The sequence below is a fragment of the Pseudomonas sp. IT-P176 genome (genome assembly GCF_949767245.1).
Lineage (GTDB): Bacteria > Pseudomonadota > Gammaproteobacteria > Pseudomonadales > Pseudomonadaceae > Aquipseudomonas.
The window spans coordinates 34,877-48,749 of record NZ_CATKPN010000046.1; the positions used below are offsets into that span (position 1 = coordinate 34,877).

Here is a 13,873-nt window from a genome sequence, read left to right on the forward strand (position 1 = left end):
TACGCATGTCTTCCTTGAATCAGGCGCTGCGCGCCGCCCTCGATCATCGCCAAGACTTGCTCGCCGAGCTTCACCAGCAAGGCACCGACTGCTACCGCCTGTTCCATGGCAGCCAGGAAGGCGCCGGCGGCCTGACCGTCGACCGTTACGGTCCGCAGTTGCTGGTGCAGAGCTTTCACCAGGCGCTGGAGCGCGACGACCTGCTGGCGTTGCACGCCACGGTCAATCAACAGCTGGGCCTCGACACCCTGCTGGTCTACAACGACCGCTCCCGGGGCAATTCGCGCATCGACCGGGAAGACACCGTGTACCGCGCCGACGAGGCCGCGCTGGCAGACATGGTCGGCCACGAGTGGGGCCTGAACTATCGGGTGCGCGGGCGCCACGCCGGGCAGGATCCGCTGCTGTTTCTCGACCTGCGCAATGCCCGTGGCTGGGTCAAGCAACACAGCCAGGGCAAGAGTGTGCTGAACCTGTTCGCCTACACCTGTGGGGTCGGCCTGAGTGCCGCCGCCGGTGGCGCGCGCGAAGTGTGCAACCTGGATTTCGCCGAGGGCAACCTGGCGGTAGGCCGGGAAAACGGCCAACTCAATCCGCAGTTGCCGAGCATGCAGTTCGTCCAGTCCGACTATTTCCCGGCAATCCGTCAATTGGCCGGCCTGCCGATCAGCCAGCGCCGCGGGCAAAAGCTGCCCAGCTATCCACGCCTGGAACAGCGCCAGTACGATCTGGTGTTGCTCGACCCACCGGCCTGGGCGAAAAGCGCGTTCGGCACCGTCGACCTGCTGCGCGACTACCAGAGCCTGCTGAAACCGGCGCTGCTCAGCACCGCGGACAATGGCGTACTGATCTGCTGCAACAACCTGGCGAAAGTCAGCATGGACGACTGGCGTGAGCAAGTCCTACGGTGCGCGGAGAAGGCCGGGCGCCCGGTGCGCGAATGCACAGTGTTGCCGCCAGCCGCCGATTTCCCGTCGATGGATCAGCAACCACCACTCAAGACCCTGATCCTGCAGCTCTGAGTCGCGGCGCCGGAATCTGAATAATCCTGATCGAGGTCATTGCTTCGGAACCAGAATCGCATGCCATACTCCAAGGCACTCCGATTCAGACAGATGAAGCCACACATGCCCAAAGGATTGATTCGCGCCATCGGCGCCTTGTTGACTGCTCTGGCCCTCTACAGCTTGCTGGGCTTTCTGATTCTGCCGGGTATCGCCTTGCGGATCGCCAATCAACAATTGGCCAATTACGCAGCGGTGCCAGCCAGCATCCAACGCATCGAGTTCAACCCGTTCAGCCTGGAGCTGACCTTGTGGGGCCTGAACATCGGCGAGCCTGGCAAGGAGCACGTCGGCTTCGAGCGTTTGTACGCCGACCTGCAGATCGACAGCCTCTGGACCCGCGCCTTGCACCTGGCCGATGTGCAACTGGACAAGCCAAAAACCTCGGTGCTGTTCAGCAAGGACGGCACCCTGAACCTCACCCAGCTGTTCAAGCTGCCGGCCAGTGAACCGACGCCGGCCGACCCCGAGGCCAAGCCCTTCCCGCTGCGCATCGACCGTATCGACCTGGCCCGTGGCTACATCCACTTCCAGGACTTGCGGCCGAGCGAACCCATCGAGTTCCTCTACGACAAACTGGATTTCGAGCTCAAGAACCTGAGCACCTTGCCGGAAGACAATGCCGACATGAACCTGGTGGCGATTGGTCCGGCCGGTGGCCAGATCGACTGGAGCGGCAAGATCAGCCTGGTGCCCATCACGTCCGAAGGCAGCTTGAAAATCACCGATGGCAAGATGAAAGCCTTTTGGCCCTATGTGCGCGACGCGCTGCCACTGGTGCTTGAAGAAGGCACGGTCAGCCTCAGCACCGATTACAAGCTCAACCTGTCCAAGGAAACCGAACTGCTGCTGAGCAACACCTCGGCCAGCATCGCCCCCTTTGCCATCAAGGCCCCGGATGGCCGGCCGCTCGCCCGTCTCGAACGCCTGGACATCAGCGAAACCAGCATCGACCTGGCCAAGCAACAAGTGATTGTCGGCAAGATCCGCAGCCAGAAACTGGAGACTTGGGCCGCCCGCGAAGCCGATGGCCAACTCGACTGGCAGAAGCTGTTCGCCAGCCAGCCAGCCAAGCCGGCGGTCAAGGCCGAAGCGGTGGATGCACCGGCGGCGGCCGACTCACCTAAACCCGAGCCCGCTGCGCCGAGCAAACCCTGGCAGGTGCTGCTCAAGGATGTCGAGCTGCGCAATTACCAGGTGCACCTGGCCGATCGCCAAGTCAAACCGGCGGTGGCGCTGGAGGTCGGCCCGCTGAACCTGGACCTGAAAAATTTCGACAGTCTCAATGGCTCGCCCTTTACCCTCAAGCTCGATACCGGCGTGGGCAAGCAAGGCAAGCTGATGGCCGACGGCGAAGTCAACCTGGCCCCGGTCAGCGCCCGGCTCAACGTACAGACCCGGGACATCGACCTGCGGGTCGCCCAGTCCTACATCAGCCCGTTCATTCTTCTGGAACTGCGCTCCGGGATGCTCGGCAGCGACCTGGCCGTCAATCTCAAGAGCACCGAGCCCCTGGCCTTCAACGTCACCGGCAAGGCCCAGGTCGACCAGTTGCACACCCTCGACACCCTCAAATCCCGTGATTTCCTCAAGTGGCAGAAGGTCATGGTCGAAGGGCTGAACTATCAGCACGGCGACAGCCTGTCGATCAATCGAATCAACCTGCAGCAGCCCTACGTGCGGTTCATGATCAACGATGATCGGACCACCAACGTCGACGACCTGCTGATCCCGCAACCAGCCGACAGCACGGCGAAAACCACGGCAGGCAAACCTGCCACCAGCCAGGACAAGCCGCTGGGCATTCACATCGGTGGCATTGCGATCAACGACGGCTCGGCGAACTTTGCCGACTTCAGCCTGACGCCGAACTTCGCCACCGCGATCCAACAACTCAATGGCCAGATCGGCACCATCGACAGTCGCCAGGCCAAGCCGGCCTCGGTGGACGTCAAAGGCAAGGTCGACCGTTACGCCCCGGTGACCATCAAGGGCAGCGTCAATCCGTTCGACCCAATGGCAGCACTGGATATCGCCACCAGCTTCAAACGAGTCGAGCTGACGACCCTGACCCCTTACTCCGGCAAATTCGCCGGCTACCGGATCCGTAAGGGTCGCCTCAATCTCGACCTGCATTACCGGATCACCAAGGGCCAGCTCAAGGCGGATAACAAAGTGGTGGTCGAGCAGCTGGAGCTGGGCGAGAAAGTCGACAGCCCGGATGCGGTCAGCCTGCCGCTGAAACTGGCCGTGGCCTTGCTCAAGGACGTCGACGGCAAGATTTCCATCGAACTGCCGGTCACTGGCGACCTCAACAACCCCCAGTTCAGTGTGATGCCGATTGTCTGGCAAACCCTGCGCAACCTGATCGTAAAAGCGGCGGCTGCGCCATTCAAACTGATCGGCGGGTTGGTCGCCGGCGGCGGTTCCGAAGACCTGGGTACCGTGTCCTTCGCACCGGGCTCCAGCGAACTGAGCAAGGATGCCGAGGGCGCACTGGTCAAACTGGCCAGCGCCCTCAAGGAGCGCCCGGCCCTGCGCCTGGAAATCGAAGGCACCGCCGCGCAAAGCAGTGACGGCCCGTTGATTGCCGAGCAGCGCCTGGAGCGCGAGTACCAGTACAACTACTACAAGATTCTCCAGCGTCGCGGCGACAAGGTACCGGCCCAGGCTTCATTGCTGGAAGTCCCGGAAGGGGAAAAAACTCCGTTGCTCGAAGGGATCTACCGCACTCGCCTGAAAACCCAACCACCGGCTGAATGGAAGGACCTGGGCAAGGAAGAGCGCGCCGCAAAAATGCGTGAAGGGGTCATCACGTTCTGGGCGGGCAGCGATGTGCTGTTGCGTCAACTGGGCCAGGACCGCGCCAGCAGCATCAAGGACTACCTGGTGGACAAGGGCCAACTGGCCGATGACCGGGTGTACTTCATCGATGCCAACCTGGGTCAGGCCGAAAGTGACGGCCGAGTCATCACGCCGCTGCACCTGGACGCTGAATAACCAAGGCTCGCGCAACTTTATCGCAGCCCAATAAAACAGGCCCCGACACGAATGTCGGGGCCTGTGGAGACCACATCCCTGTGGTCGGTCGCATGAACACTAGAGTCGCGACAGGTGCATGACTCGGCTCACCTGCCGCTTCTTCTCCCAGTCCAGGCGAGAAGCCTGCGCCTTACTCGGCTTTCAGACCGTCAGCCGATACGGCAGTGACGCCCTTGATGTTTTTCGCGATTTTCACCGCAGTGGCTTTCTGCGACTCGGTCACCGCAGTGGTGGAAGACAGCGATACCACACCTTTGTTGGTTTCGACTTTGATATCGGTACCCGGAATGCCTTTCTCGGTGACCAGGTCAGCCTTCACTTTGGTGGTGATCCAGGTGTCGGAAGTCGCTTCCTTCGCCTCGGTCACTTCACCGGCAGCCAGCACCATTGGCGACTGGGTGTTTTGGGTGGTCTGCGCAAAAGCTGCGTTGGCCAGAGTCAGGGTCAGAGCGGTAGCAGTTGCGGTAGCGATAGCGAACTTCTTCATACGGGTAACTCCTGTTTTTCCAGAAAGTCTGCTGTTTGCCTTCTCAGCAGGGTTACCGGTAATAGTGCGAACGCTGTGCCAACTTTGACCTTCGGAATAACTCCTTAATTATCAATAACTTAAAAAATAATCAAAAACCCGGAATCATGCAATTTGCATGACCCGGACATTCTCGACATGCAAGTTGCCGGAATCAGCCCTCGCTGGAGGTACAGCCTTTGGGGGAGTAGTCCGCAGCTACCGTGGTCGCGCAACTCCAGCCGCCCGCCTCGGTGCGTGAAAGGGTGAGGGTGCGGTTGAGCACCGGGCCTGGCGCATTGACCAGAGTGCAGCCGAGGCTGCCTAGCCCGGAAGCACCACTGCCCGCCGCCGAGACGGTGCAATGGCTGGTGATCTCGCTGGCGCCGAGTCGTTCCAGGGTCGGATCAGCCCCCTGGTTGATGACGTCTTCGAATGGCACCTTGAGCGCCGAGATCTCGGCCAGTCCGGCCGTGACCTTGGCCCGCGCCTGATATTTGGAATACAGCGGCAACGCCACCGTGACCAGAATGCCAATGATCGCCACCACGACCAGCAGTTCGATCAGGCTGAATCCCCTTTGTCCCTTCATCGCTACAACTCCCTTTCTGCATGAGGCGAAGGCTCATGCTCGGCAGCAGATAACGCACAGCCCATGCCAAGTCCGCCAGCCCTTGCAAACCGGGCAGCAAAGCCTGGTTTCGCGCATCCAAGGCTTTGCAAAACCGCACTAACTGACACTATTTGTCACTGCAGCGCGCGCCCACAGCGTCCGGCCTTGGCTAGGCTTTGCAGCGCAAGCCAGATTTGCCGCGGCGTCCGCCGGCAAACACCCGACAGGTCATCAAGGATTGAGTCATGGCGGTCAAAGCAGCAAAGGTCAGCCTGTACGCCTGGCAAGGCACCGATAGAACAGGCCGCAAAATGTCCGGCGAATCGAGCGCGCAGACTCCGGCCCTGATCAAGGCCCAGTTGCGCCAGCGCGGCATCATCCCGGGCAAAGTACGCAAAAAATTCGCCCCCCTGTTCAGCGCTGGCCAACGGGTTACTGCCCAGGATATCGCGCTCTTCACTCGGCAAATGGCGACCATGCTCAAGGCCGGAGTGCCGCTGCTGCAGGCCTTCGACATCATCGCCGAAGGCTTCGACAACCCACGCATGCGGGGCCTGCTGGAGGACTTGAGACTGGACGTGATGGCCGGCAGCAGCCTGACCACCGCCCTGCGCAAAAAGCCGCAACACTTCGACGAGCTCTACTGCAACCTGATTGACGCCGGCGAGCAGGCCGGCGCCCTCGACACCTTGCTGGAGCGGGTGGCGAGTTACCGGGAAAAAACTCAACGGCTCAAGGCGCGGGTGCGTAAAGCCATGACCTACCCGCTGGCGGTGCTCCTGGTTGCGGTGATCGTCAGCGCTATCCTGTTGCTCAAGGTGGTGCCGCAGTTCGAAGTGATGTTCCAGGGTTTTGGTGCCGAGCTTCCGGCACTGACCCGCGGTGTGATCGGGCTTGCCGAATTCCTCCGGCACAGCGGCTGGCTGCTGCTAGGTGGGCTGCTCGCTGCCGCGTTGGGGGTGCACCAGACCCAACGCCGCTCCCCGAGGTTTCGCGACTGGCTACAGACGCGCTGGCTGGATCTGCCGGTGGTCGGCCCCCTGCTGCGCAAGTCGGCGGTCGCCCGCTATGCGCGCACGTTATCGACTACCTTCGCCGCCGGGGTGCCGCTGCTGGAGGCTTTGAATTCGGTGGCCGGGGCCACGGGCAATCGGGTTTTCAAACAGGCAGTGCTGGCGATCCGCGAGGACGTGTGTAGCGGCATGCAGTTGCATGTGGCGATGCGCAACAGCGGGGTATTTCCCAACCTGGCGATCCAGATGACCGCGATTGGCGAAGAATCCGGGGCGCTGGACGACATGCTCGGCAACGTCGCGAGCTACTATGAAGACGACGTCGAGACCCTGGTCGATCACCTGACCAGCCTGCTGGAACCCCTTATCATGGCTGTACTTGGGGTAATCGTCGGCGGGCTGGTGATTGCTATGTACCTGCCCATTTTCCAACTTGGTACGGCGATCTGAACATGCCCTTGAATGAATTTCTCGCCAGCTCCCCGACGGCCTTCGTGATCCTGGCCCTCGGGCTGGGGCTGGTGGTCGGCAGCTTTCTCAACGTCCTGGTCTGGCGCCTGCCAAGCATGCTCGCTCGAGATTGGCGCCAGCAGGCCCGGGAGATCCTCGAGTTGCCTGGCGAGGCCCCAGGCCCCACCTACAACCTGATGCTGCCCCACTCCCATTGCCCCCACTGCAGCCATCCACTGCGCGCCTGGGAGAATATTCCACTGCTCAGCTACCTGATGCTGCGCGGGCGCTGCGCTAGCTGCAAAACCCCGATCAGTGCCCGTTACCCGCTGATCGAACTCAGTTGCGCACTGCTCTCGGGCTTTATCGCCTGGCACCTGGGGTTTGGCTGGCAGGCCGCGGGGCTACTGGTGTTGAGCTGGGGCTTGTTGGCCCTGTGCCTGATCGACGCCGACCATCAGTTGCTGCCCGACGTACTGGTCATGCCGTTGCTGTGGCTGGGGGTGATCGTCAACGCGTTCGAACTGTTCGTGCCACTCCAGGACGCCGTGTGGGGCGCCGTAGCCGGCTACCTGAGCTTGTGGACGGTGTATTGGCTGTTCAAGTTGATCACCGGCAAGGAAGGCATCGGCCATGGCGACTTCAAGCTCCTGGCGCTACTGGGGGCCTGGGGTGGCTGGCAGATCTTGCCGCTGACGATCCTGCTGGCCTCGCTGGTGGGGGCGGTCAGCGGACTGCTCTGGCTGCGCTGGAAACGGGCGAAAACCTCGACGCCGATCCCCTTCGGTCCCTATCTGGCAATTGCCGGCTGGATTGCCATGCTCTGGGGTGGTCAAATAACCGACTTCTATTGGCAGTTTGTCGGTTTGCAATGAATACCCCTGTGGAACAACCCTGGATTCTCGGCCTCACCGGTGGCATCGGTAGTGGCAAAAGCGCGGCGGCCCAGCATTTCATCGACCTCGGTATCCATGCGGTGGATGCCGATCATGCTGCGCGCTGGGTGGTCGAGCCCGGCCGCCCGGCACTGGCGCAGATCGCCGAGCACTTCGGTGGCGGCGTGTTGCAGACAGACGGCCAACTGGATCGGGCAGCACTGCGCAAGCTGATCTTCGAAATCCCCGAGGAGCGCCGCTGGCTGGAAAAGCTCCTGCATCCATTGATCGCCGAGGAAATTGCCGCGCACCTGTCACGCGCAAAATCGCCGTATGCGATCCTGGTATCACCCTTGCTGATCGAGTCCGGGCAGTACGCCATGACCCAACGGGTGCTGGTGATCGATGCCCCCGAACAACTGCAGATCGAACGCACCCTGCAGCGCGACCAGACCAGCGAACAGCAGGTCCAGGCGATTCTCAAGGCGCAGTCCAGCCGTCAGGAGCGCATCCGCCATGCCGACGATGTGCTGGTCAATGACCGCGACCTCGCCTGGCTGCACAGCGAAGTCGAACGCCTGCATCACTTTTACCTAACTTTGCGTGGAGGCCAGTCATGAGCCAACCCCCTGTCGTCACCTGCCCAACCTGCGGCGCCCCCGTGGAATGGAGCGCCAGCAGCACCTTCCGGCCGTTTTGCTCGGACCGCTGCAAACTCATCGACCTAGGCGCCTGGGCCTCGGAAGAACACAAGATCCCGGTTAGCCCGGACGCGGAAGACGATCTGTTCAGCGAAGACTTCGAACCGCGCCACTAAGGCCGCATGAAGCTGTAGTCGGCACTGTCATCGAGGTTCTCGGCCAGGAACTGCAGTTCATCGGCCAGGTCCTCGACACTGCGCACTCCCTTGCTCTCCTCGACCACCGCGCTGAGCAAGGCGCGCAGGCTCAACCCCGGCTCAAAACCGGCCGCCTCCGCCGACGCCAGACTGTCGCGCAACTCTTGCCTCGCCCACTGGTAAACGCTCATGCGGCTGCTCCTGAGGATTTCTCGGAGCATAGGTGCGTCTGTCCAGCGACCTGTTGATAAGGATCAAGACTTGTCATCGTCCTTCCACGGCGCCGACAGGTAACGGGTGCGGTTGAAGGTCTCCAGCCACTCGGGGCAGAACACCACCAGGGCGCTGATCACCATGCCGTTGATAAAGGCTTCGGGAAAGATGATCAGCCACAGGTAGCCGACAAAATCCTCGAGCCATTCCGGCAGCGCAAAACGCTCGTCGAACCACAGCACGCCCAACGCCAGCAACAGGCAGAGCAGCGCCGACAAGGCGGCGGCAAAAAACCCCGAGCAAAAGATATACACAAACGGATTACGCGGTTGCGCGCGCTCCACCAGCAATGCGCAGCCTTCGGTGACCAGCACCGGCAGCAGGATCAGCAAGGCACCGTTGACCCCCATCGCCGCCAGGTCCTGGCGCCCCAGCAACACCAGGCCGACCTGGGCGACCAGCCCGCCGACGATCGCCAGCGGCCAGTCGAGCAGCAGGGTCACGGCGGTCATGCCGATGAAGTGATAGGACACACCGGTGTCGAAGTCGCGCCGCACCAGCCAGAGCAGGAACAATGCGAACACCGTGCCGAACAGCAGGTGCTGGCGTCGGCTGTCGCTGAACAGTTCGACCCAGGGCGCGCGCGCGATGGCCCAGAGCAACACCGGCACGTAGAGCAACCACCCTACCGTGAGGGTGAACGGTGACAGCAGTTCGGCACCGATCATGCCGCGGCCTCCATCCACCCTATTGCACAGACCTTCACGTCAGACTCCTTGGCGAAACCGAACAGGCCATCAGTCTACACCGCCCTGCTGCCCCCTGGCGTAAAGCCAAGGGCCCTGCCAGGGCGGCGACTGTTACGTTTCCTGCAACACTGCATCCGGTTTTACCCCCTTTTTCAGCGGCCGGCGAAGACTAAACTTCAGGTATCGAGATCCACACGGAGTACCGCAAGATGAAAAGCCTGATCAGCCTGTTGCTGGCCCTGGTTGCCACCTCGGCCCTGGCCGCCGGTAACGAACCGCCTGCCACTCCCTACGACCCAGCGCAGCCGCTGGACATTGCCAAGGTGGTTTCAGTCTCCGACACTGCCAGCGGTTGCGGCGTGGTGCCGGCGAGCATGGTCTATGTCGACCACCAGGGCCAGACCCACCGGGTGTCTTACCAGGTCATGGGCGACTGCAGCGGCTCATAACAGGGTCCAGGTGTAACTGAGGATCAGGCGGTTTTCGTCGATGTCACTGCGGTAGTTGGACCGCGCCATCGCATTGCGCACTCGAATCCCCAGGCCCTTGAGGCTGCCGCTCTGCAGCACGTAACCCAGATCCAGGTCGCGCTCGCGATCCTTGCCTTCATAGCCTTTGCCGGTGTCGACATTATTGCCGGTGATGTAACGCACGGTACTGGTCAGCCCGGGCACACCGAGCGCCGCAAAGTCATAGTCGTAACGTACCTGCCAGGACCGTTCGTCGGTGTAGGCAAACTCGTAGGTGGGCACCTCGTTGCCCAGTGGCGAGATATTGGCAAAGACGCGTGGGAAGGCACTGTCACCAAACATGCCCTGGTAACCGAGGTAGAAGGTGTGGCCACCACGTTTGGCCGACAGCAGGGAGAAGAACGCCTGGTTGTCGATATTGCCCAGCAGCTGTTTGCCGTCTTGCTTCGAATCGTAATAGCCCAGGTTCGCGCCTAAGGTCCAGTCCCCTAGCGGCTCACTGTGTTTGAGCCCGAGAAAGCGCTGGTTGTAGATATCTTCCAGTTGTCCGTACCAGGCACTGAGCGAGCTGCGCTTGTCATTGAACGCGTAGTCGGCCCCGGCAAAGTTGAAGCCATCGCTGCTGACCTGGCGCTGAGGCACATGCCCCAGCATGGCCTGCATTTTTTCATCGCCGGACTCGTTGCGCAGGCTGGTGGAGTTCAGGTGACCGCCCTGCACGGTCAGGCCATTGAGTTCGCTGGAGCTGATGCTCGCCCCCTGGTAACTGGGTGGCAGCAAGCGGATGTCGCTGAAGGCCAGCACCGGCAGGTTGGGTTGCAGCTCGCCGACCTTGAATTCGGTTTTCGAGTAACGCACTTTCAGCGCCGCGCCCAGGCGACTGTAGTCATTGGCCGCGCGGCCATCGTCCTGCACCGGTAGCAGGCCGGTGTTGACCCGGTCCGGGCTGCTGTCGAGCTTGAGGCCCAGTAGGCCGATGACATCCACGCCCACCCCGAGGGTACCCGGGGTGTAGCCGGACTTGAGGTTGAAAATGAAGCCCTGGGCCCACTCCTCGGCCTTGGACTGCTGATTGGCGCCGACTATGTCCGAGAAGTCGCGGCTGAAATAATAATTGCGCGCCTGCAAGGTCGCAGTGGTGTCTTTTACCAAGCTATTGTCGGCGGCCAGCGCACGGTCGGAAAAACCCGAGGCGAGCGTCAGGGACAACAGCGAAGCGGTTGTGGCGAGAGTCTGTTTCATCGTTTTGCTCTTATTGTTATTGATCGACAGGGTGCAGTGATCCGCCCGCAGCACTGGCGCTGCGGGGGAAGGTCAAGCGGGTAGGAATCAGTCCAGTGCGGTCAGCGCACAGACTCCGGGGCGGGCGTTGCCTTGGCCCCTGGAGCGGCGCGGCGCGCGTTCAACAGCAGGTGGGTGAGCATGCCGAAGATCAGTCCCCAGAACGCGGCGGACAAACCGAACAGCGACATCCCCGAGGCCGTCGCCAGGAAGGTCACCAGCGCCGCTTCGCGATCGTTGGGCACCGCCATCGCACCCGCCAATGCCCCGGCAATCGCCCCGAACAGCGCCAGCCCCGCGAGGGCTGCGATCAGCTCTTTGGGAAAGGCCGAAAACAGCGAGACCAGGGTCGCGCCGAAGATCCCCAGCACCAGGTAACACAAGCCGCCGACGACCCCGGCGACATACCGCTTGCCTGGGTCCTCATGAGATTCACGGCCCGTGCAGATTGCCGCGGTGATCGCCGCCAGGTTCAAACCGTGGCAGCCAAAGGGTGCGAGCAACGCCGTACCCAACGCGCTGCTGGCGATGATCGGGCTGGCGGGAGTCGAGTAACCGCTGGCTCGCAGCACTGCCATGCCGGGGACAAACTGCCCCGTCAGTGCCACCATCACCAGCGGCAACGCGATGTTCAAGGTCGCGCTCAAGCTGAATTGCGGGGTTATCCAGACCGGCGTAGCCAGGCCGATCACCAGTGCGTCGACCCGCAGGTCCCCGGCGAGCAAGGCCATGGAGCAACCCACCAGCAGCACCATCAACACCGCGTAACGCGGCATCAGGCGCTTGCACATCAGGTAGGTGGCAAACATCGCCAGCACCAGCCACGGCTTGCCCTGCAACGACACGAACAGACCGGTGCCGAAGCTGAACAGAATCCCCGCCAGCATGGCTGCGGCAATGGCGGCCGGCAGCTTGCTGATGATCCGGTCGAACGCCCCCGAGACCCCAATCAAAAAGATGATCAGGCTGCTGACCAGATACGCCCCCACCGCTTCCGGCATGCTGATCCCCGGTAACAGCGCCACCAGCAGCGCCGATCCCGGCGCCGACCAGGCGATGATCACCGGCACGCGGTAGCGCAGACTCAAGCCGATGCCCAACAGCGCACTGCCAATGGAAATCGCCCAGACCCAGGACGACAGCACCTCGCGCGACAGATGGGCGGCGTCGGCCGCCTGGAAAATGATCACCAGGGGGCCGGCATAGGAAATCACCGTGGCAATAAAACCGGCGACTGCCGCCGACAGCGAAAAGTCCCGCAATAGCCCTTTCATGCTTCAGGCACCCGATGGCGACAGCGCGCTGGTAGCGCTCGATGCGCTGCGCTGGTTACTGATGGCAAACACGGTCATGGCAATGGCAGCTACCGCACCCGGCAGGGCAAACGCCATGAAGTTGAGTTGCAACGGCAAGTTGATCCCCAGCAGGGCACCACCGAGCAATGGACCGACAATAGCACCGTTGCGACCGATACCGGAGGCCCAGCCCAAGCCGGTGGAGCGGATCGTCATGGAGTAGAACTGTGCGGCGCAGGCGTACAGCAGGATCTGCGAACCGATGGTGGTGGCACCGGCAATGGCGATCAGCAGGTACAGCAAAGGCATCGGGCTGTTGAAACCGAGCAAGGTGATCGACACCGCCGCCATGGCGAAGAACACCGCCAACACCCGCGGCAGGTTCAGCTTGTCGCCCAGCACGCCGCCACCGACGGCGCCGAAGATTGCGCCGAAGTTCAGCACCAGCAGGAACGACAGGCTCGAGCCCAGACTATAGCCAGCGTTGGCCATCAGCTTCGGCAGCCAGGAACTCAAGGCATAAACCATCAACAGGCAGCAGAAAAATGCCAGCCACAGCATCAGCGTGCGCAGCGCCCGACCTTCGCGAAACAACTGCAGCACCGGGGTTCCCGTGCCCTTCACTTCGCTCATCTGCAGTTGATCGCTGCTGTGCCCAACGTACGTCGGCTCCACTCGCTCGAGGACCTTGCGTGCCTCTTCATTGCGCCCCTGGCGCAGCATGAAACCCACCGACTCAGGCAAGAAGTACATGATCAGCGGCAGCATCAACAACGGCAGCACCGCGACGTAGAACACCGACTGCCAGCCAAAACTCGGGATCAACACAATCCCCAGCCCGGCCGATAGCATGCCGCCGACCGAGTAGCCGCTGAACATGATCGCCACCAGGGTGCTGCGGATTTTTTTCGGCGCGTATTCGTTCATCAGCGCCACCACGTTGGGCATGACCCCGCCGATGCCCAGCCCAGCGATGAACCGGCAGATCCCGAACTCCGTCGGGTTGCGGGCAAACCCGTTGAGCACGGTGAAACCGCTGAACAGGATCACACACAGGGTAATGGCTTTCTTGCGGCCGATCCGGTCCGACAGCGGGCCGAAAAACAGCGCGCCGAACATCATCCCGAACAGCGCGTAACTGCCCAGGGCACCGGCCTGCAAAGGACTCAGCCCCCACTCTTTCATCAGCATCGGCAGGACCACGCCGTAGATCACCAGATCGTAGCCATCGAAGATGATGATCAGGGCACACCAGAACAGCACCATCCAGTGGAAGCGGTTGAAACGAGCGTTGTCGATCAGCTCATGTACGTCGATCTTGCGCATGGCATCTGTCTCTTGTTGTTGTTTTTTTAAGAGCATCGGTCACGGGGTAAGCGTGCGTATCACCGAGGGTAGAGAGGCCAGTGGCGCGGCAATATCCGCTTTGCGCAGATCGCTATCCGTTTTGTGCAGCGAGTGGATT

At 61.8% G+C, this 13,873-nt stretch carries 14 protein-coding genes; 7 read left to right on the plus strand and 7 right to left on the minus strand.

Annotated features, from left to right (window positions below):
- Positions 1-5: 5 nt before the first annotated feature.
- Both ACM6IP_RS12775 and ACM6IP_RS12780 read left to right on the plus strand, forming a co-directional pair.
- Positions 6-1,022 carry a class I SAM-dependent rRNA methyltransferase gene (locus tag ACM6IP_RS12775; protein ID WP_095166557.1) on the plus strand — a complete coding sequence of 339 codons (1,017 nt, stop codon included), beginning with the start codon at positions 6-8 and terminating at the stop codon, positions 1,020-1,022.
- Between the two features lie 93 nt (positions 1,023-1,115).
- The gene (locus ACM6IP_RS12780; protein WP_159998013.1) at positions 1,116-4,064 is read left to right on the plus strand and encodes a DUF748 domain-containing protein; all 2,949 of its coding nucleotides are present in this window, start codon (positions 1,116-1,118) and stop codon (positions 4,062-4,064) included.
- 172 nt (positions 4,065-4,236) lie between these two features.
- On the opposite strand, the gene ACM6IP_RS12785 is transcribed toward ACM6IP_RS12780, so the two are convergent.
- Positions 4,237-4,593, minus strand: coding sequence for a BON domain-containing protein (locus ACM6IP_RS12785; RefSeq protein WP_095166553.1), 357 nt, complete (start codon positions 4,591-4,593; stop codon positions 4,237-4,239).
- Positions 4,594-4,786: 193 nt separating this feature from the next.
- Positions 4,787-5,203, minus strand: coding sequence for a pilin (locus ACM6IP_RS12790; protein ID WP_414861618.1), 417 nt, complete (start codon positions 5,201-5,203; stop codon positions 4,787-4,789).
- Between the two features lie 266 nt (positions 5,204-5,469).
- On the opposite strand from ACM6IP_RS12790, the gene ACM6IP_RS12795 reads away from it, so the two are divergent.
- The 4 genes from ACM6IP_RS12795 to yacG are packed head-to-tail and all read left to right on the plus strand — an operon-like array spanning position 5,470 to position 8,379.
- Positions 5,470-6,687: a type II secretion system F family protein gene (locus tag ACM6IP_RS12795; protein ID WP_414861619.1), complete on the plus strand. Its 1,218-nt coding sequence runs from the start codon at positions 5,470-5,472 to the stop codon at positions 6,685-6,687.
- Positions 6,688-6,689: 2 nt separating this feature from the next.
- Positions 6,690-7,562 carry a prepilin peptidase gene (locus ACM6IP_RS12800; RefSeq protein ID WP_095166548.1) on the plus strand — a complete coding sequence of 291 codons (873 nt, stop codon included), beginning with the start codon at positions 6,690-6,692 and terminating at the stop codon, positions 7,560-7,562.
- Positions 7,559-8,182, plus strand: a complete 624-nt coding sequence (gene coaE, locus ACM6IP_RS12805; protein WP_414861620.1) for a dephospho-CoA kinase — start codon at positions 7,559-7,561, stop codon at positions 8,180-8,182. Before ACM6IP_RS12800 ends, coaE begins: the two co-directional genes overlap by 4 nt.
- Positions 8,179-8,379: a DNA gyrase inhibitor YacG gene (gene yacG / locus ACM6IP_RS12810; protein WP_095166544.1), complete on the plus strand. Its 201-nt coding sequence runs from the start codon at positions 8,179-8,181 to the stop codon at positions 8,377-8,379. The genes coaE and yacG overlap by 4 nt, the downstream gene beginning before the upstream one ends.
- Here yacG and ACM6IP_RS12815 read toward each other — a convergent pair.
- Complete coding sequence (locus ACM6IP_RS12815; RefSeq protein ID WP_095166542.1) at positions 8,376-8,591, minus strand: hypothetical protein; 216 nt, start codon at positions 8,589-8,591, stop codon at positions 8,376-8,378. The two genes, yacG and ACM6IP_RS12815, sit on opposite strands and share 4 nt — an antisense overlap.
- 63 nt (positions 8,592-8,654) lie before the next feature.
- Complete coding sequence (locus ACM6IP_RS12820; RefSeq protein WP_095166540.1) at positions 8,655-9,341, minus strand: energy-coupling factor ABC transporter permease; 687 nt, start codon at positions 9,339-9,341, stop codon at positions 8,655-8,657.
- Between the two features lie 230 nt (positions 9,342-9,571).
- On the opposite strand from ACM6IP_RS12820, the gene ACM6IP_RS12825 reads away from it, so the two are divergent.
- Positions 9,572-9,811 carry a DUF2790 domain-containing protein gene (locus ACM6IP_RS12825; protein ID WP_159998021.1) on the plus strand — a complete coding sequence of 80 codons (240 nt, stop codon included), beginning with the start codon at positions 9,572-9,574 and terminating at the stop codon, positions 9,809-9,811.
- Here the strand turns inward: ACM6IP_RS12825 and ACM6IP_RS12830 are convergent.
- The 3 genes from ACM6IP_RS12830 to ACM6IP_RS12840 all read right to left on the minus strand — a co-directional run bounded on the left by ACM6IP_RS12830 (position 9,806) and on the right by ACM6IP_RS12840 (position 13,734).
- Positions 9,806-11,074, minus strand: a complete 1,269-nt coding sequence (locus ACM6IP_RS12830; RefSeq protein WP_414861621.1) for an OprD family porin — start codon at positions 11,072-11,074, stop codon at positions 9,806-9,808. The two genes, ACM6IP_RS12825 and ACM6IP_RS12830, sit on opposite strands and share 6 nt — an antisense overlap.
- 101 nt (positions 11,075-11,175) lie before the next feature.
- Positions 11,176-12,387: a benzoate/H(+) symporter BenE family transporter gene (locus tag ACM6IP_RS12835; RefSeq protein ID WP_095166535.1), complete on the minus strand. Its 1,212-nt coding sequence runs from the start codon at positions 12,385-12,387 to the stop codon at positions 11,176-11,178.
- A gap of 3 nt (positions 12,388-12,390) precedes the next feature.
- Positions 12,391-13,734 carry an aromatic acid/H+ symport family MFS transporter gene (locus ACM6IP_RS12840; protein WP_095166533.1) on the minus strand — a complete coding sequence of 448 codons (1,344 nt, stop codon included), beginning with the start codon at positions 13,732-13,734 and terminating at the stop codon, positions 12,391-12,393.
- Positions 13,735-13,873: the final 139 nt, after the last annotated feature.